The following is a 24892-nucleotide window of genomic DNA, read 5'->3' on the forward strand; positions in this document are numbered from 1 at the left end:
AAATTTGTAATGAGTGTCATTTTATTCTGACTCTTTCATTTACATCTGACTTATATATCAAATGCGTGATTTAAAATTCTTTTTCAAGAATCATTACTGTAAAGAAATTAACTAGGTTATAGTTGTTATTCTTTTAAAGTAATTATTAGTATTCCTTTTTGGAATAGTAGTAATTAACTTTATCAATCTTCTATATAATTTTAATTGATAAGACCAAGTCTTATCAAGGTTCAACGTCGCTAACTTGTTGCGACTTTTATATAATACCACTTATTTTTTATCTTGTCAAATATTTTTTGAAGTTTTTTTCAAATATTTGATTATTTCCGATAAATGCCTTAAGCAGCATTAATATAAGTATACGATATAGATTTTATTTTGTCAAATATTTTTGCAAATATTTTTTAGGTCTCTTGGGACCCGTCTATATCGTGCCTATATATAATACTGTCCGTTTCTTGGCTTGTCAAATAAATTTGGCGATATTTCTTGTTTTTTTTAGTTTTTAATATTTCCTTCTATATTATATCTTCAATCAAAATTATCTTTGCTAGTTTTTGCCTCGTTTATTCTTTTATCTTTTTCTTTTTTTATCCCCATTTATCTTATATTTATTAAAGTAAAAACCAGCTCTATCTTTAATGGTAGGGCTGGGTTTCTATTTTTATTTATATAGTACGATTGACTCATATGGTCTTAGTTTTAATTCTTCTATGATTATCTCGTCTTTGTAGTTACTAAGTATAACTTTATATTCTGCAACATTTTCAATTTTTACTTTAACTTGCTTTTTTGATAAATTATTTATTACCAAAGCTTCTCTGTTATTATACTTTCTTCTAAAAGCATATATATTTTTATCATTTTTAAACAATCTTTCGAAGCTACCATGGCTTATGACCTTGTATTTTTTTCTTATTTCTATTAACTTTTGATAATAACGAAAAATAGAATCAGGGTCTTTGAGGTTTTCTTCTACATTTATTTGGGCTGTATTCTGATTTACTTTCATCCAAGGGTTTGCCTTTGTAAATCCACCTTCTTTAGTCCACTGCATTGGGCTTCTTGCATTGTCTCTTGATTTAGTTTGGATTATATTATTCATCTCATCATTGCTGATATTTTTTTCTTTTAATATATGATAGTGGTTTATTGTTTCTACGTCTCTATAATCACTAATATCTGCAAAGTAATTATTTGTCATGCCGATTTCTTCTCCTTGGTATATATAAGGAGTTCCTTCTTGCATATGAATTATTGTTGCTAACAATTTTGCAGATTCTTTTAGATAATTTTTATCGTCACCAAACCTTGATACAGACCTAGGTTGATCGTGGCAATTTAAAAATAGGGCATTCCAACCATTTCCTTCTTCCATACCTATCTGCCATTTTTCTAGTATATCTTTAAACTCTTCAAAATCTACTGGCATATAAGACCACTTTTCACCATCTTTGTAGTCGACTTTTAAATGATGGAAGTTAAAGGCCATATCTAGGGCATGATTTTCTGGATTTGTGTATTTTATGCAATTATCTATGCTGGTTGATGACATTTCTCCAACTGTTAAAATATCGTCGTATTTCCCAAAAGAATTTTTATTTAATTCTTGCAAATATTCCAAGACTTTTTTGCCATCAGTATAGAACCTTCTGCCGTCACCTTCAAAATCATCTTCAAATTTATCCTTACTTATAAGATTTATTACATCAAACCTAAATCCCCTTATACCTTTTTCCAACCAGAAATTAAGGACCTTTATAAGTTCTCTTCGAACATTTGGGTTTTCCCAGTTTAAATCAGCCTGGCTCTTATCAAATAGGTGAAGGTAATACTCGTCCAAATCTTCGATGTATTCCCAAGCAGGTCCTCCAAACTTGGATTCCCAATTTGTAGGAAGCTTGCCCTCATTTTTTCTAAAGAAATAAAAATTCTTGTAATACTCATCTCCTGCTAAGGCTTTTTGAAACCAAATATGGTTGGTAGAAGTATGGTTAAAGACCATATCGAGCATCAAATATATATTTTTCTCACGTGCTTTGGCTATTAATTCTTCCAAATCATCCATACTTCCATAAATAGGATCGATTTTATAATAATCTTCTATATCATAACCATTGTCATTTTGAGGCGATTTGAAAAAAGGAGTTATCCACAGATAATCTACACCAAGCATCTCCAAATAATCTAACTTTTCTATTATTCCCTTTAAATCGCCTAATCCATTTCCTGTCGTATCCTTAAAAGATTTGGGATAAATTTGATAAATTACCTTATCTTTAAAGTTTTTCATTTCTTCCTAACTTTCTAATTCTATTACTTTTTCGTTTTGTTTTATGGTATCTTTACCTAAAAGATTGATTTTTTCACCAGATGTGAAAATTATTGGAGATACCAATGATTTTCCTTGATCTTTTACATAAGCAAGGTCTACCTTGCACAAAAGATCGCCTTTTTTCACCCTATCGTTAGTTTCTACAAAAGATTCAAATCCTTTTCCATCAAGCTCTACTGTATCCATACCGATATGGATTAAAATTTCTTCGCCGCTATCAGCCTTGATACCAAAAGCGTGCTTGGATGGATAAGTCATTGCGACTACGCCATCTACCGGTGAAACCACGTCGCTTTCTGTAAGTTCGATTGCAAAACCATCGCCCATTATTCTATCAGCAAATACCTTATCGGAAACGTCATCTAGGTCTAAAACCCTACCTGTCATTGGGGCTAGAAAGTCAAATTCTCCTTCTGCAGCTGTTTCACCAGCAATTAGGTTTTCTTGCCTTTCTTCTTTGTATATATCTTTTCCGTATAAATCTTCTGGAGCTAGTCTCTTCTTACCAAAAATAACTGTTAATACAAATGGTACAACAATTGCTATTACCATTGCTATGGCAAATTTAAGCCAGAATCCAGGTTTGATAGATAAGATTCCAGGAAGTCCTCCAACACCGATTGATGATGCCATAACTCCTGTAGATACAGAAAATAGTGCCGCTAAAGCTGATCCTGTCATTGCTGAAAAGAATGGGAAGGAATGTTTTAGGTTGACACCAAACATGGCTGGTTCTGTTACACCAAGGTAGCAGGAAATACATGATGGAATATTAACTTCTTTTGATTTTTCATTTTTTCTTTGTAGGTAAATCATACCCAAAACTGCCGAACCTTGGGCAATATTTGATAGGGCAATCATTGGCCATAACAAAGTCCCACCAAAGGTATTAGCAAGCTGGACATCTATAGCATTTGTCATATGGTGAAGACCAGTAATAACAAGTGGTGCATAAATAAAACCAAAGAATAGGGCAAATACCCATTTAAAATTGGATGTAAGTCCTGCCCAAACACCCTGACTAATCCAGTCGCCTATTTTCCAACCAATTGGTCCTACAACTGTATGAGCTATGATAACTGCTGGTATCAAAGAGCAAAATGGCACAACAATCATGGAAATATATGAAGGAGAAACCCTTCTAAAGAATTTTTCCAAATAAACTAAGACAAAACCTGCAAGAATAGCCGGTATTACCTGGGCCTGGTAGCCTATCATCTGGATTTTGAAACTTCCAAAATCCCAAACTGGTATATCAGCTGGTGCTGTGCCTGCAACACCGTAGGCATTTAATAATTGTGGAGATACGAGGGTAATACCCAAAATAATACCCAAGATTTGGCTTGTGCCCATTTTTTTAGTAATTGACCAAACAATGGCAACTGGCAAGAAATGGAAAACCGCCTCACCTATTAGCCACAAAAAGGAATCGACACCTGCCCAAAATTGAGAAATCTCAACTAAAGTCTTGGTTCCATTTTCAAACATAGCAATGGAATCGATAACATTTCTAAAACCTAAAATCAAACCACCACAGATAAGGGCCGGGATAAGTGGAGCAAAAATCTCACCTAAATCACCCATAAGTTTTTGTAGCTTGTTTTGATTTGATTTAGAAGCTTGTTTTACCTCAGCCTTGCTAACTCCCTCAATACCACTAACCGCAACAAAGTCGTTATAAAAATCAGCTACTTCATTACCAATTATTACCTGAAACTGTCCAGATTGGGTAAAGGTTCCCTTAACAATTCCAATGTCTTCAATTTTGTCAATATCAGCCTTCTTTGGATTGTTTAGAACAAAACGCATCCTAGTAACACAATGAGTGACAGCAGAAACGTTTTCTTTTCCGCCAACATATTCTAAAAGCTTTTTAGAATCTTCTACATACTTTCCCATAACTTCTCCTTTACTTGTACGTATATCTTATAGTTTTATATTACCATGTACATATTTGTTTGTCAATACAAATTAATATAATAAAGTAAATCACAAGACATTTTATTTTCAATACAAAAACCCCTCCATCCGTATTCCGGATTTTGGGGTTCAAGTCATTTTGGGGTTGTTATTAAATTAAATATTCTTTTCTTTATTTCTTCTAGCGAAATCTACAAACCTAAACTTATCAGGTCTGTGTTTTGAAATTGTATACTCAAAAAGTTTGCCATCGTCTAGATAAGTATAGGATTTGACGCAAACCAAAAGGTCATAATCACCCATATCCAGAATTTCCATTTCTCTTTCGCTTGCTTTTACAACTGTTATTTCCTTTTTAGCAAATGATACCACAAGGCCCAGGTCTTCTTCTATGTATTCGTAAAGAGAATTTTCTGCATTTTCTAGACTCAAATCTTTTATAAGTTCACCGTTTAGATAGTCAATATCAAGGATGACCTTTTCTCCATCAATTTCTCTGACCCTTTCTATGTGGTACATCTTGCCCTTATCCATAGCAAGTTCTTTTTTTATCGGCTCAAAAACTTCAGTTTGAAGGAAGATATTTACATAAGTTTTGCTCTCACCTGGTATGATATTTTGTAGCTCCTTGTAACTTGAAATTCCTGATACAGGAAATTCGATAGTATTAAAATCCAAAACTAAAGATCCCTTGCCCTTAATTTTTTGTATATATCCATTTTGGAGAAGGATATTTAAAGACTTTCTTATGGTATCCCTAGAACAATTATAAAAATCTGAAAGTTCCTTTTCTGTTGGCAGGAAGGATGCAATCTCATATTTCCCAGTTTTTATTTTATTTAATAAATCTCTATAAATCTCTATGTATTTTGCCATTATAAACTCCTAATAGTCCTAAATATTATACTAATTTTATCAATTTCTTCCATTAGGAAAATTTATGTCTATTTGTAACAAAACTAAATCTCATTCGTTATTATAGTAGAAAGACTCTTAAGTGAGGTAGAGTATTTCATAGAAGCGAGGAGTAAGATATGGATTTTGCCAAAATTTATGAGGATTACAACAAGGATGTATATAGGTTTGCCCTTAGTTTGTGCAAAAACCAAGATTTAGCTATTGATATTTGCCACGAAACCTTTGCCAGGGCTATGAATAAGATTGATAGCTTTGATGGATCACAAGACATTAGGGCCTGGCTTTTTACTATTGCCAGAAATACCCTATATGATTTTTACCGAAAAAACAATAAAATAAATTCCAATTATGACCTAAACCTAGTCGAAGATAAGAAGATATCCTTTGTTGAAGACCTTGCCGACAAGGACCTCGCCCTCAAAGTCCACACCTTTCTCCATTCTATGAGGGAACCTTACAAGGAGGTTTTCAATCTCAGAGTCTTTGGAGAGCTTGATTTTAAAAGCATAGGCCAGATTTTTGGCAAGACTGATAATTGGGCCAGGGTCACTTTTTATAGGGCCAAGAATATGATTATCGATTATTTGGAGGAAAACAATGAAATATGAATGTGATGTTGTAAGGGATTTGATGCCCTTATATATTGACGATGTTTTGAGCGAAAATTCAAAAGTTTTTGTAAAAGACCACATAGATTCTTGCGAAGCTTGCAGGAAATATTACGAAAAATTATCTAGTGAAGTTAAAATTCCAGTTAGTAGGGAATCTAGAAAAAAAGACTTAAAACCGATGGAATATTTAAAGGCAAGTCTTTCTAGGAAAATCATAAAAAGAGTCTTGGCAGTCGTCCTTGTGGTTGGATTTTTTGTAGGAAGCTTTGCTTTTGCTAACCTATATAAAATACCAGTCGATCCTTCTGCGGTTGAATTTTACGAAAAAGATAAGTTTTTATACATGAAATACGATGGCAAGGGCGACCTCCTATATAGCGCAGGAGAATCTTGGGATAATAGAAAAGTCTGGACAATATATTTTTGGCAAACCCCATTTGAAAAATATATCACACCTTTGTACAAAGATGAAAAATACAAGACTGATTTCATGCCCCTCTATAATGTCAAAAAAGTTTATGATAATGATGGAAATGTTTTGTGGGAGAAGAAGGATAAATAAGGCTATAAAATAACAAAAGACCCTGAAGTTGGTATATTTCAACTTCTGGGCCTTTTATTAATATAAGTTAATTTATTTATCAGAGGATACTAATAATTATTTTTGTTTTGCTAGCCTACTATTCCTGTACATATCGAATGCTACTGCAAATAGGATTATAATACCGCTTGTTATTTCTAGTATGTGTGTATTTAGTCCAAATTGTACACCAGCATTGTTTATTAATATCATCAATATTGTGCCAAGAACTGTTCCTACCATGGATCCACGTCCACCGCTTAGTGATGCGCCACCAATAACTGCTGCAGCTATTGCGTTCATCTCATATCCTTCACCACCTGTTGGCAAAGCACTTTGAACCCTTGCCGCAAGTAGGATTCCGGCTACTGCATATAAAAGACCTGCTAGGGTATAGGTTGCTATATACATTTTTCTGACATTTATACCACTTAGCTTAGCTACATTTTCTCCTGATCCAAGTATATATATATTTCTACCAAATATAGTATATCTTAGTAGCAAAAATATAGCTATTGCCACCACTATCCATATCAAGGCAAGTACCGGAAATAATCCAAGCACCGTTGAATTTCCAAGGTCTAGGATCCTTTCATCGAGGCCACTTACTGTCAAGGCATTACTGATTATTTTGGTAATACCACCTACAACAGTAGATGTTCCCAGTGTTGCTATCATTGGTGGGATTTTAAATTTATATATTATCACTCCATTTACAAAACCTGAAACTAGTCCTACTAAAATTGCTGCTAGTAAAGTTATAGAAAGGCCAAGTTCTGTGTCTCTTTGTAAGATAGCAAGTACCATGCAGGATAAACCAGCTATAGCACCACAAGAGATGTCTATTCCACCTGTTATTATTATGAATGTTTGAGCTACTGCCAGCACTCCTACTATAGCACACTGTTTCATAAGGTTTGTTATGTTATATTGGGTCATAAAGTTATCTGTAAATATAGAAGTTATTATAAACAATCCTAATATAATAAATACCAAACTAAATTCAGTGTTATTAGTAAGACTTGCTAAATTTGTCTTTTTCATTTTATTATTCATTATCAACTCCAAATTTATACTGATGTTTTCTTTAAGATATCATCTTCACCTAATTTTTCGATTTCCGCCTTGGTGTATTCTGCCGTAATCCTACCTTTGGCCATTACTATTAGCCTATCTGATAATCCCATAACTTCTGGTAAATATGATGATATCAGGATAATAGCTCTCTTTTCAGCAATAAGCCTTTCCATTATTTGGAATATCTCTTGTTTGGCTCCAACATCTACACCTACTGTAGGTTCATCAAAAATAAGAATATCAGGGTTAGCATTTAAGAGTTTTGAGATTACTACCTTTTGCTGGTTTCCACCTGATAAGTGTGAAACCAATTGATTGCATGATGGTGTTTTGATTCTTAAATCTTCAATTGATTGGTTAGCCCTATTTTTTTCTTTATCTAATGAGATAATGTTTCTTTTACTTATCAAATCATAAGAATTCATGTTTGAATTTACTTTTATAGATAGGGGCAAGGCTAATCCGTCTTCTCTTCTATCTTCCGTTAAAAATCCTAGGCCGTTTTTTAAGGCCTTGGAGACTGAGTCGATATTTACTTTTTCTCCCTTGATATATATATCGCCACTTTCTCTTTTGTCAACGCCATATATACCTCTCATCAACTCGCTTCGTCCTGATCCGACCAGGCCAAAAAATCCTAATATCTCTCCTTCTCTAACATTAAAAGATATGTCCTGATAGTTTATATTATCACTAAAGTTCTCAACTCTCAAAACTTCTTGACCAGGTTGTTGATGTTTTATATCATAAATATCAGTCATCTTTCTTCCGACCATTAGGGATATAAGCTTGTCTTTATCAACCTCGTCTACCTTTTTTGTATCAACATATTTTCCGTCTTTTAATATTGTAACGCTATCACATATTTCCATTATTTCTTCTAGTCTGTGAGATATGTATATAATGCTTACGCCTTGATTTTTAAGTTCTTCTATGAAGTTAAAGAGTTTTTCTACTTTTTCATTTTCTAATAGGGCTGTAGGTTCATCAAATATTACCAATCTTATTGTATCGTTTGTAGATATTTTACTGATAGTAATCATAGCCTGCATGGCTAATGGTAAAGTGTTTATTTTAGCCTTGGGATTTATGTCTAAGTCGAATTTATCAAGCACTTTTTTGCATTCGTTATACATATCATTCCAGTTTATAATTCCATTTTTTGATGGCTGCTTACCTAAAAAATAATTTTCAGCTACAGATAAATTTGGAGCAATATTTACGTCTTGATAGTTGGCAAAAACACCATTGTTTTGAGCTTCTATCGCATCTTTGTTTTCAATCCACTTACTTCCATCGTTTAGATATATATGGCCTGAATTTTGTTTTTCAACTCCCATTATACATTTTATAAGAGTAGACTTGCCTGCTCCATTTTCTCCTACCAAAGCATGAACTTCACCTTTTTTTATAGAAAATGATACATTATCGAGAGCTGTTACACCAGGATATACCTTGGTTACATTCTCAACTTTCAATATCAAATTATTGTCTTTGTCCATGTTCACCTCTCATTTGAAACCTGCTATTTTAAAATTCCTAATAATATCTATAGGCTTCTCTTTATTAGTAATATTAATTTCAGAGAAGCCTAAGATTCTTTTATCTAACTAGCATATAACAAATTTCATTACAACTTATTTTTTCAATAAGGTTGGATCTAATAATTCTTTTATTTTTTGATCTTCCATGTTGTCTTTGTCTACTATGCTTGGAGGACAATTTACTTGTTTCTTTTCTTCTGGGTTTTTGCCGTTGATTAGAGTTTCAATAGCATTTTTCATTCCAAGATAACCTTGTTCATAAGCATTTTGAACAATTATTGCATCTATGACGCCATCTTTTAAAGCTTTGATTTCTGTGTCATCTGAGTCAACTGCAACTGTAACTATCTTATCTTTTAGGTTTGCTCCTTCTACTGCTAGGGCAACGCCGTTACCAGTGATGTTATTTCCTGCGAACATACCCATTAACTTATCGCCGTATGTTGAAATTATATTTTCAGCATTTGATTGAGCTTTTTCAACTACGTTTCCGTTGTAGTAAGTATCAGTTTGTTCTAGTTTTGGTGCGTGTTCTTTTACATATTCTCTAAAACCAATAACTCTTTGGTCTAAGGCTTCGTTTTCTACGTTTGTGTTAACTCCAACTATGCCTTCTCCAATATTCTTAGCTTCTTTAGCCTTTAGAAATGCTTCTCCAGCCATTTCACCAATAGTTTTATTTGAGCAGTAGTAGAATTGGTTATAGGTCTCTTCGTGAGCTCCGTCATCGCCTATACCTAGACCACAGTTAACGAAGTTTAGAACTATGCCATTGTCTGTAGCTTCTTTTGCCTTTGGTACTGTTGAGTCTATAGCTAAGGTTGCGGTAATGATTGCATCTGGTTTTTTAGCTATGGCTTGTTCAAAAGCAGTAACATATTCTTCTGTTTGACCTTCTTCTGATGGGCCTACTATAGAATAATTGATTTTGATGCCATGTTCTTTTTCCATATCTTTCATTGCATTTTCAATACCAATACCAACGTGGGTCCAAAATTGTGAAGCTGTTGATGGTGTAAGATAGACTACATCATAAGAATCTTTTGCACCTTCTGATTTTTCTTCACCACCGGATTTTTCTTTTTTAGCTCCACCACATGCGCTTATAATTAAAGCTAAGGCTAAAAGTAAGCTTAATAATCTAAATTTTTTCATTTCTGTCTCCTTTATTTGTTATTTAATTCTTCCATTATTTGTACAGATGCAGAGGCGCCTATCCTACTTGCTCCTGCTTCAACAAACTTTTTAACATCTTCAAGAGTTCTAATTCCTCCTGAAGCTTTGACTCCCATGTCATCCCCAACTGTTTTTCTCATCAATCTGACATCTTCAACTTTAGCACCACCTGTACTGAATCCAGTTGATGTTTTTACAAAGTCAGCACCTGCTTTTTTTGCTATTTGACAAGCTCTCACCTTCTCGTCATCAGTTAAAAGACAAGTTTCTATAATAACTTTTAATATTTTTGATCCACATATTTCTTTAAGTCTTCTTATCTCTTCTTCTAGATAATCATAATTCTCATCCTTAAGAGCTGATATGTTTATAACCATATCTATCTCATCAGCCCCATTTTCAACTGCATACTTAGTCTCGAATTCCTTGGCTTCTGTACTCATAGCCCCTAATGGAAATCCAACAACAATAGTTAGGTCAACGCCGCTTCCTTCCAATTCTTTCTTTACTAATTTAGCAAATGATGAATTTACACAAACAGACTTAAACTTATAATCTATCGCCTCCTTACATATTTTTATTACATCTTCTTTCCTAGCGTCTGGTTTTAATATTGTATGGTCGAAATATTTATTTATTTCCATTTGTCTACATAACCCCCTTTTGAATTATAAAGCATCCATAGGCTTCTCTTTCGCTTGTACAAACAGTAGCAAAGGCCTTGCCAGCTTTTTCATAAAATTTGCTTCTCTCTATAGTGCCAACTTGTTCTTTCTTAAGACCATGTTTTTCGCATACCCTTATGCATTCATCCCAAACTTTTGGTCTTTCACTTAAATTAACATTGGCATCAGCATCTGGAATCATATATTCCACTGGACATACAACATATTCGGTATCTAGTGGAAAAAGTTCTAGTATGGCATCAAGCATTTCAGGAGCTGTATTGCCCTTTGCATTGATACTTCTTCCATTAGGTGTTTTTGAATAAGGTGGATAAAAATCATCAGCGATTACTAAAATATCACCGTGACCCATGTCTGCTAAGGCTTTTAAAAGCTCTGAACTAATTTGTGTTGGTATTCCTTTTAACATCTCTTCCTCCTAATTTGTTCTTTCCTCTAAGAACTTATCAACTTCTTCCCTGCTTGGCATAGCTGGAGTTGTCCCTAATTTTTGTACTGATAAGGCTGCAACTGCATTTGCAAAAACTGCCGCTTGCCAAATATCCTTGCCTTCTGATAGGGCTGCTAAAAAACCTCCATTAAAGGCATCTCCAGCACCAGTTGTATCTACTGTTTTAACCTTAAATGAATCTATAATCTCTTCTTTATTTCCATCTGAAACAAAAACTCCATTAGTTCCTAAAGTTATTAAGACATTTTCAACACCCTTTTCTCTAAATATAGAGGCTGCCTTCTTGAGATTTTCAAGATTATCAACTTTAATTCCTGTTACAGCCTCAGCTTCCACTTCATTTGGTGTGACCATGTAAAGGTTTTTATAAAAATCATCATCTACTTCTACATAAGGAGCAGTATTTACTATGACTTTTGTATTGTTTTTTAAAGCTAATTCCTTTATTCTCTCGTTGGCATCTTGGTTTACTTCATATTGTAAAAGAATGTATTCAGCTTCCTTTATCAAATTCTCTAGGGAATTTACTTCTTCAATCTTAATATCATTGCAAGCAGATGGAACAACTGTTATTTGATTATCACCAGTGTTTTCATCCACCATAATAAGGGCTATACCAGTAGGTTTTTCCTCTGAAATCAAGATATAATCCTTGCTCATATCAAGTTCTTCCATGGAATTTAGGCAAACATCCTTAAAAGAATCATTGCCAAGTTTTGTAACCATGGTCATATCCGCTCCAACCTTATGGCAGGCCACGCCTTGATTAAAACCTTTTCCTCCTGCGCCCATTTGAAAATATGAACCTTTTACCGTTTCTGAACGTGATGGTAAATGTGGCGACCTTGCCATCAGATCAACGACAAAACTTCCAAAAACTACTACCTTACTCATATTGCCTCCTTGTTATTAAATAATGATTGGTATCGATTACAATTTTGAACATATTTTCTCCTTCTCAGATTATTCTAAAATAATAGCATTTTATCTTTTAATTTTCTCTGATCCATTTAGACTCAAATAGCAATCTAAAACAATTCTCTGAGTCTCATATTCTACACCCTTATTTTTCTTATCAATCCTATCAAGTAAAACCTTGGCTGCAATTTCACCCTGTTTTTCAGCATCTCTTCCAACATAGGAAAATAAAAAATCTATGGCCTTAAAAGAGTTTATCTCATCAAAGCCTATTATGGATATATCTTCGCCTATTTTATAGCCTTTTTCTTTTAGATATTTGAGTGCACCTAGGGATGTCATGTTGTTACTTAGAAAAATTGCTGTAGGTGGATTGTCTAAGTTCATAAGCTGCTTCGTCTTTTCATACGCCATGCTTATCTTAAAGTCTCCTGATACTATGTATTCTTTTTTTATAGGAATATCATTTTCTTTAAGGGCATCAATATAGCCCCTATACCTATAGTTACCAGGTGTAGAGGTGATTGGACCTGTTATTACAGCTATATCTTTATGTCCTTCTTTTATAAGGGCATTTACAGCTCTTTTAGATCCATAACCATTGTCTACAAAAACAGCATCTAAATCTATTCCTTCTATATTTCTGTCTAAAAGGACTACTGGCGCATTCATATTAACAGTTAATTTTTTTAATTCCTCCAAAGTATTTTTATCCCTTGAAGAAACAGGTGAAATTATTAATCCGCTTAGCCTTTCTTCAAATATAGAATATAAGGCCTTAGATTCTTTTTTTAAATCTTCATCTGTATTGTAAAACAAGACCTGGAATCCATTTTCGTCCATAACCTTACTTATACCGTTAATTGCCCTTGAAAAAAATTCATTTGTAATATCAGCAACTATGACCCCAACCTTATTAGAAAACTGTTGGTGGAGGTTTCTCGCAATGTTATTTGGTATATAGTCGTTTTCTTCAATTACTTTAAGAACTTTCTTTCTTGTTTTATCACTTACATATGGAGAGTCATTTAAAACCCTAGATACAGTTGTTGTAGATACTCCAGAAAGCTTAGCGATATATTTTATATTCATATTACTTCCTCAGCTTAATTTAATATTTAGTTTATTATACCAGACTTTAAATATAAAAATTAGATATAAAAATTATGCTTTGTAATCGATACCATTTCTTGTTATTTTTATAATATCACAAAAAAATCATGATGTAAAGGTTTTTCTATAAAATTTTTCGAGATTTTTTAACTTGTGAAGCGAAAACTTGATTATATCTAAATCTCTCCAAACCATAAAGCTTGTAATATTAATACATATATACTTTTATATCCATATTTATCAAATTGATTTAAAATTATTTGTTTATGCCCATTATTTTTTATTTTTAGTATAGAAAACGTTTCCGATAATGATGAAATTTTATCAACTTTAAAATTGGGCAAATGAAAATAGGCTCTTACGGGCCTATTTTTTATAAAGAAGAATATATCAAATTTTCTAGACTTTTACTTTTTTCTGTGTCAGCACCATAAACCATATCACTTATGGGCATGTTTTTTATGTCTATTTTTTTAGAGGGATAGGATATACAATCTTCACTATTAATATCAAAAAGATATGAGTTTTCGAAGTTGATTCCTATAGGCATTGGTTTTTTTGCTACTACAGGGTCAGATGCCCTAAACCTCATAACTATAGCATCTTTGTAGCTAGAAACTATATAGCCATAGCTATCTGAACCCATGTATTCTACGTTATCAAAGACAACTTTTATTTTTGAATCTGCCTGATAGGAGAATTCTTCGCTTCTTATACCAAATAAGATTTTTTTATTTTCCCTTTGGTATTCCGCTATATCTTTTATTTTGCTAGCTGGTAATAGCAATTTTTCTCCAAATAAATCTATATAAAAGCTTGATCCGTCTCTATAAAGATTTGTCTCGATGAGGTTCATCTTTGGTGATCCTATAAATTGCCCTATGAATTTATTTTTAGGCCTAAAATATAGGTTCAGTGGCGTATCAAATTGTACAAGCTTTCCTTCATTTATAACTGCTATCCTATCTCCCATGGTCATAGCTTCTATCTGGTCGTGGGTTACGTAGATGAAGGTTGTATCAAGTTTTTCATGGAGCCTGACAATCTCTGTTCGCATCTCTACCCTTAGTTTTGCATCCAGGTTTGATAGGGGTTCATCAAGGAGAAATACTTTTGGATTTCTAACCATAGCCCTACCCAGAGCCACTCTTTGTCTTTGACCTCCAGAAAGTTGGGCTGGCTTTCTATCCAACAAATCTTCGAGCTTGAGGGTTTTTGCTATCTCTTCTACTTTAGTCTTTATCTGATCTTTTTTTAGTTTTTTCATCTTTAAAGCAAAACCCATGTTTTCTCTGATGGTCATATGAGGATAGAGGGCATAGGATTGAAAAACCATCGCTATATCCCTATCCTTGGATGAAACATCATTTATTATTTTATCATCAATGAGAAGTTCGCCTTGGGATATATCTTCTAGTCCTGCTATCATCCTAAGTGTCGTAGATTTTCCACAACCAGAAGGTCCTACCAGGACTACAAACTCCTTGTCCTTTATATCTAAGTCCATATCTTTGACGGCCTTGTAGCCATTATCATAGATTTTTGAAACATTTTCTAATTTTACTCTTGCCATTTTATCCTTTTACCGCTCCTGTTGTTAAACCTTTTACCATATTCTTTTGGGCAAACATAAATATTATCAGTGATGGTATCATACATACCACAACTCCAGCTATCATCAGTAGCATAGACTGGGCATCGGCTGAATTTAGCATGGAAATACCGATTTGTACCGTCCTATACGCATCAGATCCTGTTATAAGTAGGGGCCACATATACATATTCCAAGCTCCTAAAAAAGATTGGACTGAAAGTGCTCCTATAGTTGGTTTTGATAGGGGGATTAGGATCCTAAATATAAAACCTAAATCGCTTGTCCCATCCATCTTGCTTGCCTCATAGATTTCCATAGGGAATGATTTAAAGGCTTGTCTGAATAAAAATATGCCCATGGCACTTGTAAGATATGGTGCGACTAGGCCAAAAAACGAATCAGTAAAGCCCCAACCAGATATCATAAGGAAGTTTGATATTATGGTTGTCTCGCCTGGTATCATAGTTGTAGCCATGATTATGGCAAACAAAAGTCCTTTTTTCTTGAAATGTAAAAAATGTAAAGCAAAGGCTGCAAAGAGCGCCGTCATTGTTTGAAAAACAGTTATAATCACAGATACAATTAGGGAATTTAGTATATAGCCTTCTATAGGGGCTATTTTAAATACATCCCTATAATTATCCATGGTTGGATTTGCTGTGAAAAATGTTTTATTATACAATTCATGACTTGGTTTTACACTCATGACAAAGGCATAAATAATTGGAAACAAAACAAGAATAAGCAAAACAATATTTAGGGCCAACCTGATAGCTGTAGCCTTACTTATTTTCTTTTTATTTGTTTTTTCTTTTTCTTGACCAAAAAAACCTAAGCTCTTACTTGCTTGCATCTTTAACTCCATTTGTCCTAAATACTAAAATTGTTAGGATCATAACTATAAAAAATAAAACTACAGATTCTGCAGAGGCATATCCATACCTGTAGTTCATAAAGGCATTTTTATATATATCGTGGACTATAACGTTGGTTGATTCTCCTGGTCCACCTTGAGTTAATAGTTTTATTTGTCCAAAAGATTGGAAGGCATTTATTATATTTGTCACCACAACAAAAAACATTATAGGCCCCACTGATGGGAGGGTTACATGTCTAAATTGGTTGAAAGAATTGGCCCCATCCATAGATGCTGCTTCGTATAAGCTATCATCTATGCCTGCAAGTCCTGATGAAAAATATAAAAAATTAAGACCCGAGTTTAGCCAAGCTGTGAGAACTCCCACACTGATCAAGGCCCATTTTGGATCTGCCAGCCAATTTATATTTGTTTTAAGAATTACATTTAATATTCCCACGGATTGGTTAAGCATTACCTTAAAAACCAAGGCCATACCAGATGAGGCAATGGCTATAGGAAGAGAATATGCAGCCGAAAAAAATCTTATAGCTGGGAAATTTACCCTACACAATAAAGCTGTTGCAAAGCCTAGCAAAACTCCTATGACTACTACTATTATTACATAAATAAAACTAACTTTTAAACTATTCCAAAAAGATGAAGAAGACAAAAGGTCAGAGTAATTTTTAAATCCAATAAAGATAGTATTGGCTCCCATATTATCCGTAGCGTACAGACTACGGATAATAGTCTGTACGAATGGATAGAATACAAATATCACTAATAGAGCCAATGCTGGTAGCATGTAGAGATAGGCTTTATTATTGTATTGTTTCATTTTTTGTTAACCTTGTTATAAGATTCTAAAGCCTCATCTATTTCTTTTGCCATAGCCTTACTTGCATCTTCTGGAGAAGTATTTCCATTTAGCATTTCTTCTATATATTTTTCCATGATTTGACGAGATTCTTGGTAAACTGTTGCAAGCGCACCTTGATCTTCTGGCTTTGAATCATGCAATTGATCTATAGCTGTTTCAAATTGTGGTGATTTTTTAATTAGTTCTTTAAATTCATCTGTATCAAGAACTCCCTTATTTACTGGGAAATATCCTGTATTTGCATTCCAATAAATTTGAGAGTCGACGCTTACTAGGAATTTTATGAAGTCCCAAGCGCCCTTCATTTTTTCTTCATCGCCTGAGTTAAGGGCATATAGAGAAGCTCCGCCGATTGAAACTCCGTTTTTGTCAGAATCTTTTACAGCTGGGAAATATGCAGTTCCAACTTCGAATCTATCGCCAACTTCTGAAAGAATTTGAGTTAATGATGCTGTTGAGGCAAAAGTCATAGCGCTTGTTCCTGAGTTAAATTCTGGTATTCCGCCTTGTTTGCCAACATTTGGTGCAATCCCCTCATCTTCTAGTGCCTTCCATTGTTTAAGAACATTTAGAATTCCCTTGTTGTCTTCAAATACTGTCTTACTTGGATTTGCTTTTCTACCATTTTCATTATCAAAAATATCAAGACCTTCTTTGTTCATAAATTGGTCAATCCACCAACCATAAACACTAAATGAAATTGGCATTTCTGTAACTTTAGATTCTTTTAATTTTTTGCCAACTGTCATCATTTCTTCCAAAGATTTTGGTGGCTTTACACCTGCTTTGTCAAACATATCTTTGTTGTAATACAAAAGCGGTGTAGATGAGTTAAATGGCATAGAATTTAGTTTGCCATCAACAGTATAATAAGCAAGAAGATTATCTTCCAATTGTGATGTATCGTATTTTTCTTCATCGATAAATTCTTGAATAGGTTTGATTAGACCAGAATCTATCATATATCTTGTTCCAAGTTCAAATACTTGAACGACATCCGCACCTACATCTTTTCCTGAAGCAGATGATCTAATTTTTGTTAAAGCATCGTCATATTCGCCTTGGAATTCTGCTTTTACAAAATACTTATCTTGAGAATTGTTGTATTCTTCTACAAGATGGTCTATAGCGTCATTTAGATTGCCACCCATAGAGTGCCAAAAAACTATAGTTGTCTTGTCAGATGATCCTTGACTATCATCTTTTTCTACCTGATCGGTAGATGCAGTTTTGTTCTCATCTGTACTCTTAGCAGGGGCTTGTTTTGATCCTGCACATGCTGTTAGGCCCAAAAACATAAAGGCAACTAACAATTTACTTGCTACTTTTTTAAACATAGTTCCTCCAATAATATTTATTACTCATCTAATATAAACTACAATCTTCAAAACTATTTTTGTTTTTTGTAAACTTTGTGTAAAATCCTATATTATTTATTTTTCTATTAGGTCTAAAACCCTGTCTGGATAATCTGTTATAAGGCTTGTAACACCATCGATTATATACCTACTATAGTCAAATTCTGATTGACCAAACCAAATATTTAGGCCAATATTATTTTCCTTAAATTTTTGAATAATATATTCATCAACAACAAAATTCATTGGATGGTAATACTCACAGCCCAGGCTCTTTACATAGTCCCATGGTTTTACCATGCGTGATGATTCTAATATGCCGCACTTTACATTTTTATCGATCGCCTTGACTTTTAGTAGACTTTCGTGGTTAAAAGATGAGACTATTATCTTATCTAGAAGGTCATAGGCCTTGACCATTTCATACATTTTTTCTTCTATATTTGGATAATCTATTATCGAATTTTTAATCTCAATATTTGTGATGATGTCTTTATCCCTTATATAGGATAAATATTCTTCTAGGCTAGGGATTTTTTCGTCATATTGGTCAAAAAGTGCACTGGCATCAGCTTTTTTTAGCTCTCTTAACCTATAATCTTTTACCAAGCCCCTAAAATCTGTAGTCCTATCTAAAAACTCATCGTGGATTATGACAAGCTGGCCATCCTTGGTCAAATGCAGGTCAAATTCTATACCGTCAGCTCCAATTTCTACTGCCTTTCTAAAAGCAAGCATAGTGTTTTCTGGATAAAGTCCTTTAAATCCCCTGTGGGCAAAATTTAACATAAAATCTCCTTTTTTATTTTAATATTAATAGCAAATTATTAAGCTAGTATTAAATCCTGGTAAGATTTGCATAAAAAAACCTAAGAGTCATACTCTTAGGTTTGGTTATTTTTATAAAATTGCTTCTCTTAGGTCTTTCATAGCTTTTCTTGCTACTTCCATTGCGGATTCCATGGCTTCTTTGTTTGTCATGTCGACTCCTGCTTTTTTGAGGACTTCGATTGGGTATTCGCTTTCGCCTGCTTTTAGGAAGCCTAGGTAAGCTTCTCTGTCGGCGTCTGTTCCGTGAAGGATTTTTTGGCTTAGGGCTACTGCGCTCATAAAGCCTGTTGCGTATTGGAATACGTAGTAGAACATATAGAAGTGTGGAATTCTTGCCCATTCTGATGCTATATAGTCATCTACTTTAATGTCTTTGCCGAATAATTCTTCGTTTAAGTCTTTGTAGATAGCGTGGAGTCTTTCTGCTGGGATTGGCTCTGCGTTTTCTACTAATTTATTTACTTTGTGTTCAAATTCTGCAAACATTGTTTGTCTGAATACTGTTGACTTGAATTGGTTTACAAAATAATTTAATAAATATTTTGTTTCAGCTTCTGATTGGCTGTGGTCAAGCATGTAATTTAATAGCAAGAGCTCGTTAGTTGTTGATGCAATCTCTGCTAAGAAGATTGAGTAAGAACCATAGAAATATGGTTGTTCACGTCTTGTATAGTAAGAGTGCATTGAGTGGCCTAGTTCGTGAACTATTGTGAATAGGTCGTTGATTGAGTTGGTGTGGTTTAATAAGATAAATGGTTGGGTGTCGTAAGATCCTGATGAATAAGCACCAGACCTTTTGCCTTCGTTTGGCATAACGTCAAACCATCTTGTTTCAAAACCTTCTTTGGCAACTTTTACATATTCTTCGCCAAGTGGCTTGATTGCTTCAAGGACAATTTCTTTTGCTTCGTCAAAGTCAATTTGCCTATCGTAGTCTTCTACCAATGGTACATAAATATCGTGGAAACCTAAATCATCTACTCCAAGATATTCTTTCCTAAGTGTTGTATAGTCTCTGTGAATATCAGCGTTTTCGTGAACAACTTCTAATAAATTGTCGTAAATTTCTTCTGGTATATTATTGGCAAAAAGGCTCATTTCCCTAGCTGACTTGTAGCCTCTTAATTTTGCTTCTACGTTGTGGGCTGTGAATTCACCGTCAAGTGTAGATGCAAGGGTGTTTGAGAATTGTCTGTATGTTTGATAGTATTTTTCATAAACTTCACGTCTAAAATCCCTGTCTGGGTCTTCTTGAAGGGTCACGAAATTAGCATTTGTAATGGCTATTTCTTCGCCGTCTTTTTTGACACTTGGGAAGCTTAGGTCGGCGTTGTTAAAAATCATGTAAGTGTTTTGTGGGTTGTTTTTTAACTTACCAAAGGCTGCAAGGATTGATTCGCTTTTTGCATCTAGAACGTGGTCTTTTGCCCTAAATTTGTCTTCAAAATAGTGTTTTAGGTATGAAAGCTCTGGATCTTCTAGATACTTATCGATAATTTTCTTATCTGTGGATAAGATTTCTGGCGAGATGAAAGATAGCTCACTTGATGCGTAAACATAAGTATTTTGAGCAACTTGACTCATTTCTTGGTACTTGCTTACTGTGGTATCTTCATCTGATTTTAAAGATGAATAAACAAAGGCTTTTTCCATCTTCCTTGCAAATTCTTCTTCTAATTTTAGGTAAGATTTGAAGGTCTCAAGGTCAGATGTTATTTTTCCCTTAAATTTCTTAAGTTCTTCTACAAGGCCCTTAATTTCCTCAATATCCTTATAAAATCCCTCATCATCAGCATAGATTGATGAGGTGTCCCATTTTAATCTTTCTTCAACTTCACTTCTTTTCATTATTTCCTCCTCTTATTTTATGCTTAAAATCGCATCATTTTTATCTTTCTCAAGTAATTTTAATTCCATTATCCTGGCCTTACTTGGGCTTGGCATGAGGCCTACAAGGACCTTTCTGCCATTTATTTCTGCCTTTATATTTTCACTTTCTATTTTATATAGTCCAAAGATTTCCTTGAGGTATTCCTCTTCCTTGTCAATTCTTTTGGAAATTGCCATCTCAAGATCAGATGGATTTGGATTTTCGCTTATTTCTACAGGTTTGCTCATTCTATAGACATTTACATTCACATCGTCGATAGAGTTTTCAAAGTGAAAAGAGTCTATCAATGACATGTACTTGTTGTAAATATAATAAGCACTCTTAGTCTCGTTTCCGTCAACCACAACCTGGCTCACTATTAGAGATGGCCCAGATTCTGCATCGACAAGGTCAATATCAACCTGACTAAAAATATTATCGCTATTTACCAAAGGCCCATATTCCTTCTCGATAAGATTGTCATTATCCTTAAAAGAAAGGACTGTCGTATAGGAAGTTGGGCTATAGGATGATTCTAGGACTTCGATTCCTATTTCCCTGCCAGCAAAGTTAAACTTCTTTAGAAAACCCATAGCATCATTTAAGTAAATTTTGCTAGACATGCGGCCCTTGCCGTAAAGTTCTTCAAAATCCACCCTATCTTTTGGATCTGTATCTTCTATATACTTTATTTCTGGAAATTCCATTTTCTCTTCGCTTACATTCTCTCCCTTATCTTCCTTAAATTCGCTCTGCGATTCAAAATCACATGCGGAAAGGCTAAGGGCAAGGATGAGCGCTAAAACTATCTTCATCTAGACTCCTATCATAGACCTAAGGCCAATCTTGTAGAGGGCAAAAGCTCCTCCCAATAAGATTATTAGGGAAATGAGGCGTCTTGTAGTAGCAAGGTCCCTGCCTAAAATAGGGAAAATCCCCACTAGGAGAAAACCTGCGATAAAACCACCAAGATGGCCGTAAACCCCAACTCCAGGTGCTAGCAAGGAATAAATCACATTTATCACCACAACAGAGACAAAACTTGCCCCGAAGCTCCTGATGATTTCATCATTCCTGTAGGTCACCATCATACCAATGGCAAGACCTAGCATGCCGTAAAGGCTGGTTGATGCACCGGCTGATACTGTGTAAGGATCCCCAAAGGCAAAGGATAAGAGGTTGCCAAAAATCCCCGCAACTAAGTAAATTATCAAAAAGTTTACAGAACCGAATAGTCTTTCAAAAATCGGACCCAAACTATAGAAAAAATACATGTTAAAAAGGATATGGAAAAATCCTATGTGGATAAAGGACGCTGTAAAAAGCCTCCACCACTCACCTTGGGCCACCAGAATTTTGGAATTTGCCCCAAACCTTATTAAATTTTCAATACTTTCACTTCCACCACTTAGGCTCATCAGGATAAATACGATTATATTTATAATCATAAGACCTGAAGTCACCTTGGATTGGCTAAGTCTTTCTAAATTTATATTCATAAGTCTACTATACCCTAATTTTTTTCCGTCAAAATAGACTTATCAATACTCCTAGCAAGCTTTCCTATCTCCTTGTGGATATCCTTTCTGTAATAGGCATCTTTGAGTCTATATGTGTAAACTAAGTCGAAATCTCCCCTGTTTTCAATTTTTGTTCCGTCCTTATCTTGGAGGAAAATAATCTTGACGTCTTTTTTATATCTTTTGGCAAGACTTGCCACGTTTATAGAAGCCGCTCCTGCAAATTGGTCCACATTTTCACCCAGGATAAAGACGTCCTTGTCCTTAATAAGGTCTTTAAAATCGATAGTTTCAAGGATGAAGTCCATAGATTTTGAAATATTTGCCCTAAAGAACATATAAAGAGCCCAGGCAAGGCCTCCGCCAGATCCCATTGCAGGCATATCTACAGGTCCTGTTCCCAAAGTGTCTTCGATTACCTTTTTAAAATGCTTACAACCCTTAAAAAGTCTAGCTGTGTCGTAGTCACTAGCTCCTTTTCTATAAACCCTGTCTTCAAGGAAGGAATTGTCCCCGAAAAGAGTCTGATTGGTAGATGTGGCAACCTTGATTTCAATGCCCCTGAGCCTTTCATCAAAGCCAGTTATATCAACCCTTGTGACTTTTTCCATATTTTCTGCAATAGGATTTAGGTCGTTTTCTTCCTCGTCAAAAAACCTGACGCCAAGGGCATAGAGCATGCCCATGCCAAGGTCATTGGTCGCTGTGTCCCCTATACCGATATAAAAAGACCTAGCCCCGTTGTTAAGGCCATCTAAGACCATCTCTCCAAAACCAAGAGAAGATGACTCCATAACCCTGAGTTCTTCCTTATAAAGAAGCCTGATGCCTGAAGACTCCGCCATCTCCATCACGGCAAGGTCGTCTTTTAATATATATCTGGCTGTAATAACTTCATTTAGAGGGTTGTGGACGTTGACATACTTGTATTTGCCTTTTATAATGGCCTGCATGGCTTCAACAGTCCCCTCGCCTCCATCTAGAAAAGGCATAACCTCAACATCTGATGAAAGGTTTGCCTTAAAAATATTTCCGATTTCAACTGAATTTTCAAAAGTTTTTATTGAATCTATTCCTACTAAAGTTCTCATCTCGACTCCAATCTCTAGTATTTATACCCGAAATCATAAAAAATATTGACAAATTTTTCACAAAAATAATAAATTTTCCTAAAAAGCTTTACATATTGGCTAATTCTTGCTATACTAAATAGGAAAGTTCGTAAAATTATCGAACTTAGCTGTTTAACTCAGGGAGAAATCCCACCCATTAGAGACCATTAGCCAATCTTTGCTAATGGTTTTTGTTTTGGTAAAACGGCTAAAAATAGCAAAATCTTCCACCAATAAATTCCATATTTATCTTTATCCTAGATGAAATTTAGGGACAGTGCCCTACTTATTTATCATCTCATTTAAAATAACCCTATCAGTTTCTCTCATACCTTTTTGGGCGATGTTTCCTACTCTTTCTATCATTTTATCGATATCATCACTTACAATTCCATCTCCGCTTTTAAAGGTATTTCCTGTTTTGGCTTGGATATAGGCTATGTTTGCTACCTTCAAGCTCGATGCGATTTTGGCTGCACAAGACTCCTTGGCTCCATCACACAAAAGGCCAGAATTTGTTGCTAGGGCGTTTATTATTGTATTTTTTATTATTTCCTTATCTTCATTTTTAACAAAGGCAAGCCCAGCAATAGCAGCCGCCCCCGCAGAAACCACCCCGCAATAGGCAGAAAGTTCGCCAATTCCTTCTTTGATATAAAGGGCGATTAGGTTGGAGAAAATTAGGCCACTGTAAAGCAAATCTCTGCTACAATTATTATCCATACAATAGGAAATTATTGGAACTGATACTGTCACCCCTTGGTTACCAGATCCTGAATTTATAACAACTGGCTTCTCGCAACCTGCCATACGGGCATCAGATCCTGCTGCTGCATAGGCTATGTATTTTTCAATTGGTTTTCCATTTGCTTCGGCCAACAAAATTTTCCCGATATTGGCACCCCAAGGATTTTCCATACCTTCCTTGGCAATAGCATAATTATAGGCAATTTCCTTATCTAATATGTCTATAAGCCTTGAATAGTCACCATTTTTTGCAAAGTCATAAATCTTATCGAAACCCAATTTCTTGCTGAGACTTTCCTTGTGTTTTTCGCACCTCTTATCAAGGATTACTTGGCTATTTTTTCTCTCATAGACAATATTTGTGTGGTGGTCACTTATAATCACTTCCGATTTTGAAGTCTCCCCTTCCATTAATATATCAATATAAAGGCCGACTTTTTCGTGGTCTAAAGTAACCTCAACAAGGCCCTTTGCAAGCAATTCGTCCATGTAGGATAATTGTGACTTGTCTATGTCTGAAATTACCTCTAATTTTTTCTTATAATCTCCCAAAAACGCGCCAACAGCCAGGGAAATTTCTATTCCCTTTCGGCCTTCCGTGCCTGGCACTTTTACGCTGTTGGCGTTTTTTATTATATTTCCCGATAGGATGGCGTGGATTTTCTTGGGATTTTCTCCCAAAAGGTTTTTGGCTCTACTTGCTGCCAAGGCTAGGGCAACCGGCTCCGTACACCCATAGGCAGGGACCATTTTTTCTAATAAAAGTTCACAAAAATCCATAGGCTCCTCTTC

The 24892-nt window shown here is 34.7% G+C and carries 22 protein-coding genes; 2 read left to right on the forward strand and 20 right to left on the reverse strand.

The window, feature by feature from the left end; genetic code table 11:
• Positions 1-664 precede the first annotated feature (664 nt).
• The 3 genes from treC to treR form a co-directional block, all read right to left on the reverse strand.
• Positions 665-2293, reverse strand: coding sequence for an alpha,alpha-phosphotrehalase (treC, locus tag J2Z38_RS08950; RefSeq protein WP_209774902.1), 1629 nt, complete (start codon positions 2291-2293; stop codon positions 665-667).
• 6 nt (positions 2294-2299) lie between these two features.
• Positions 2300-4234, reverse strand: a complete 1935-nt coding sequence (gene treP, locus J2Z38_RS08955; protein WP_209774904.1) for a PTS system trehalose-specific EIIBC component — start codon at positions 4232-4234, stop codon at positions 2300-2302.
• Between the two features lie 177 nt (positions 4235-4411).
• Entirely contained in the window at positions 4412-5131 is a 720-nt protein-coding gene (gene treR, locus J2Z38_RS08960; RefSeq protein WP_209774906.1) for a trehalose operon repressor, read from the reverse strand.
• A gap of 158 nt (positions 5132-5289) precedes the next feature.
• Between treR and J2Z38_RS08965 the strand changes: the two genes are divergently transcribed.
• Both J2Z38_RS08965 and J2Z38_RS08970 read left to right on the forward strand, forming a co-directional pair.
• A complete protein-coding gene (locus J2Z38_RS08965; protein WP_209774908.1) occupies positions 5290-5781 on the forward strand; it encodes an RNA polymerase sigma factor in 492 nt (163 codons plus the stop codon).
• A complete protein-coding gene (locus J2Z38_RS08970; protein WP_209774910.1) occupies positions 5771-6346 on the forward strand; it encodes a zf-HC2 domain-containing protein in 576 nt (191 codons plus the stop codon). Before J2Z38_RS08965 ends, J2Z38_RS08970 begins: the two co-directional genes overlap by 11 nt.
• 96 nt (positions 6347-6442) lie before the next feature.
• On the opposite strand, the gene J2Z38_RS08975 is transcribed toward J2Z38_RS08970, so the two are convergent.
• From J2Z38_RS08975 to J2Z38_RS09055, 17 genes are all read right to left on the reverse strand, one after another.
• Positions 6443-7420 carry an ABC transporter permease gene (locus tag J2Z38_RS08975; protein WP_209774912.1) on the reverse strand — a complete coding sequence of 326 codons (978 nt, stop codon included), beginning with the start codon at positions 7418-7420 and terminating at the stop codon, positions 6443-6445.
• A gap of 14 nt (positions 7421-7434) precedes the next feature.
• Positions 7435-8943, reverse strand: coding sequence for a sugar ABC transporter ATP-binding protein (locus J2Z38_RS08980; RefSeq protein ID WP_209774914.1), 1509 nt, complete (start codon positions 8941-8943; stop codon positions 7435-7437).
• A gap of 135 nt (positions 8944-9078) precedes the next feature.
• The gene (locus J2Z38_RS08985; RefSeq protein WP_209774915.1) at positions 9079-10140 is read right to left on the reverse strand and encodes a substrate-binding domain-containing protein; all 1062 of its coding nucleotides are present in this window, start codon (positions 10138-10140) and stop codon (positions 9079-9081) included.
• Between the two features lie 11 nt (positions 10141-10151).
• On the reverse strand, positions 10152-10805 hold the full coding sequence (gene deoC / locus J2Z38_RS08990; RefSeq protein ID WP_209774917.1) for a deoxyribose-phosphate aldolase: 654 nt from the start codon (positions 10803-10805) through the stop codon (positions 10152-10154).
• Positions 10806-10809: 4 nt separating this feature from the next.
• Complete coding sequence (locus J2Z38_RS08995; RefSeq protein WP_209774919.1) at positions 10810-11256, reverse strand: RbsD/FucU family protein; 447 nt, start codon at positions 11254-11256, stop codon at positions 10810-10812.
• 9 nt (positions 11257-11265) lie between these two features.
• Positions 11266-12192, reverse strand: a complete 927-nt coding sequence (gene rbsK / locus J2Z38_RS09000; RefSeq protein ID WP_209774920.1) for a ribokinase — start codon at positions 12190-12192, stop codon at positions 11266-11268.
• Between the two features lie 90 nt (positions 12193-12282).
• Complete coding sequence (locus tag J2Z38_RS09005) at positions 12283-13308, reverse strand: LacI family DNA-binding transcriptional regulator (protein WP_209774922.1); 1026 nt, start codon at positions 13306-13308, stop codon at positions 12283-12285.
• 394 nt (positions 13309-13702) lie between these two features.
• The gene (locus J2Z38_RS09010) at positions 13703-14902 is read right to left on the reverse strand and encodes an ABC transporter ATP-binding protein (RefSeq protein WP_209774924.1); all 1200 of its coding nucleotides are present in this window, start codon (positions 14900-14902) and stop codon (positions 13703-13705) included.
• Position 14903: 1 nt separating this feature from the next.
• A complete protein-coding gene (locus tag J2Z38_RS09015) occupies positions 14904-15776 on the reverse strand; it encodes a carbohydrate ABC transporter permease (RefSeq protein WP_209774926.1) in 873 nt (290 codons plus the stop codon).
• Positions 15763-16620: a carbohydrate ABC transporter permease gene (locus J2Z38_RS09020; RefSeq protein WP_209774927.1), complete on the reverse strand. Its 858-nt coding sequence runs from the start codon at positions 16618-16620 to the stop codon at positions 15763-15765. Before J2Z38_RS09020 ends, J2Z38_RS09015 begins: the two co-directional genes overlap by 14 nt.
• The gene (locus tag J2Z38_RS09025) at positions 16617-17999 is read right to left on the reverse strand and encodes an ABC transporter substrate-binding protein (protein ID WP_209774929.1); all 1383 of its coding nucleotides are present in this window, start codon (positions 17997-17999) and stop codon (positions 16617-16619) included. The genes J2Z38_RS09020 and J2Z38_RS09025 overlap by 4 nt, the downstream gene beginning before the upstream one ends.
• A gap of 96 nt (positions 18000-18095) precedes the next feature.
• Positions 18096-18809, reverse strand: coding sequence for a glycerophosphodiester phosphodiesterase (locus J2Z38_RS09030; protein ID WP_209774930.1), 714 nt, complete (start codon positions 18807-18809; stop codon positions 18096-18098).
• 111 nt (positions 18810-18920) lie between these two features.
• Positions 18921-20699 (reverse strand): oligoendopeptidase F, encoded by a 1779-nt coding sequence (gene pepF, locus J2Z38_RS09035; protein WP_209774932.1) that lies wholly within the window; start codon positions 20697-20699, stop codon positions 18921-18923.
• 12 nt (positions 20700-20711) lie between these two features.
• The gene (locus J2Z38_RS09040; protein ID WP_209774933.1) at positions 20712-21536 is read right to left on the reverse strand and encodes a hypothetical protein; all 825 of its coding nucleotides are present in this window, start codon (positions 21534-21536) and stop codon (positions 20712-20714) included.
• Positions 21537-22220 (reverse strand): rhomboid family intramembrane serine protease, encoded by a 684-nt coding sequence (locus tag J2Z38_RS09045; RefSeq protein ID WP_209774935.1) that lies wholly within the window; start codon positions 22218-22220, stop codon positions 21537-21539.
• Positions 22221-22234: 14 nt separating this feature from the next.
• Positions 22235-23332, reverse strand: coding sequence for a glycerate kinase family protein (locus tag J2Z38_RS09050; RefSeq protein WP_209774937.1), 1098 nt, complete (start codon positions 23330-23332; stop codon positions 22235-22237).
• A 303-nt stretch (positions 23333-23635) separates the two neighbouring features.
• Positions 23636-24880: an L-cysteine desulfidase family protein gene (locus tag J2Z38_RS09055; protein ID WP_209774938.1), complete on the reverse strand. Its 1245-nt coding sequence runs from the start codon at positions 24878-24880 to the stop codon at positions 23636-23638.
• Positions 24881-24892 lie beyond the last annotated feature (12 nt).

Origin of the sequence: Anaerococcus degeneri (assembly GCF_017874475.1) — a bacterium.
Classification (GTDB): domain Bacteria; phylum Bacillota; class Clostridia; order Tissierellales; family Peptoniphilaceae; genus Anaerococcus; species Anaerococcus degeneri.

Coding starts and splice junctions, on each gene's coding strand:
- J2Z38_RS08965 (WP_209774908.1), top strand. CDS start 5,290: ATGGATTTTGCCAAAATTTATGAGGATTACAACAAGGATGTATATAGG.
- J2Z38_RS09050 (WP_209774937.1), bottom strand. CDS start 23,332: ATGAGAACTTTAGTAGGAATAGATTCAATAAAAACTTTTGAAAATTCA.
- J2Z38_RS09045 (WP_209774935.1), bottom strand. CDS start 22,220: ATGAATATAAATTTAGAAAGACTTAGCCAATCCAAGGTGACTTCAGGT.
- J2Z38_RS08995 (WP_209774919.1), bottom strand. CDS start 11,256: ATGTTAAAAGGAATACCAACACAAATTAGTTCAGAGCTTTTAAAAGCC.
- J2Z38_RS09020 (WP_209774927.1), bottom strand. CDS start 16,620: ATGAAACAATACAATAATAAAGCCTATCTCTACATGCTACCAGCATTG.
- J2Z38_RS09025 (WP_209774929.1), bottom strand. CDS start 17,999: ATGTTTAAAAAAGTAGCAAGTAAATTGTTAGTTGCCTTTATGTTTTTG.
- J2Z38_RS08970 (WP_209774910.1), top strand. CDS start 5,771: ATGAAATATGAATGTGATGTTGTAAGGGATTTGATGCCCTTATATATT.
- rbsK (WP_209774920.1), bottom strand. CDS start 12,192: ATGAGTAAGGTAGTAGTTTTTGGAAGTTTTGTCGTTGATCTGATGGCA.
- pepF (WP_209774932.1), bottom strand. CDS start 20,699: ATGAAAAGAAGTGAAGTTGAAGAAAGATTAAAATGGGACACCTCATCA.
- J2Z38_RS08980 (WP_209774914.1), bottom strand. CDS start 8,943: ATGGACAAAGACAATAATTTGATATTGAAAGTTGAGAATGTAACCAAG.
- deoC (WP_209774917.1), bottom strand. CDS start 10,805: ATGGAAATAAATAAATATTTCGACCATACAATATTAAAACCAGACGCT.
- J2Z38_RS09040 (WP_209774933.1), bottom strand. CDS start 21,536: ATGAAGATAGTTTTAGCGCTCATCCTTGCCCTTAGCCTTTCCGCATGT.
- J2Z38_RS09015 (WP_209774926.1), bottom strand. CDS start 15,776: ATGCAAGCAAGTAAGAGCTTAGGTTTTTTTGGTCAAGAAAAAGAAAAA.
- J2Z38_RS09010 (WP_209774924.1), bottom strand. CDS start 14,902: ATGGCAAGAGTAAAATTAGAAAATGTTTCAAAAATCTATGATAATGGC.
- J2Z38_RS09055 (WP_209774938.1), bottom strand. CDS start 24,880: ATGGATTTTTGTGAACTTTTATTAGAAAAAATGGTCCCTGCCTATGGG.
- treR (WP_209774906.1), bottom strand. CDS start 5,131: ATGGCAAAATACATAGAGATTTATAGAGATTTATTAAATAAAATAAAA.
- J2Z38_RS09030 (WP_209774930.1), bottom strand. CDS start 18,809: ATGTTAAATTTTGCCCACAGGGGATTTAAAGGACTTTATCCAGAAAAC.
- J2Z38_RS09005 (WP_209774922.1), bottom strand. CDS start 13,308: ATGAATATAAAATATATCGCTAAGCTTTCTGGAGTATCTACAACAACT.
- J2Z38_RS08975 (WP_209774912.1), bottom strand. CDS start 7,420: ATGAATAATAAAATGAAAAAGACAAATTTAGCAAGTCTTACTAATAAC.
- treP (WP_209774904.1), bottom strand. CDS start 4,234: ATGGGAAAGTATGTAGAAGATTCTAAAAAGCTTTTAGAATATGTTGGC.
- treC (WP_209774902.1), bottom strand. CDS start 2,293: ATGAAAAACTTTAAAGATAAGGTAATTTATCAAATTTATCCCAAATCT.
- J2Z38_RS08985 (WP_209774915.1), bottom strand. CDS start 10,140: ATGAAAAAATTTAGATTATTAAGCTTACTTTTAGCCTTAGCTTTAATT.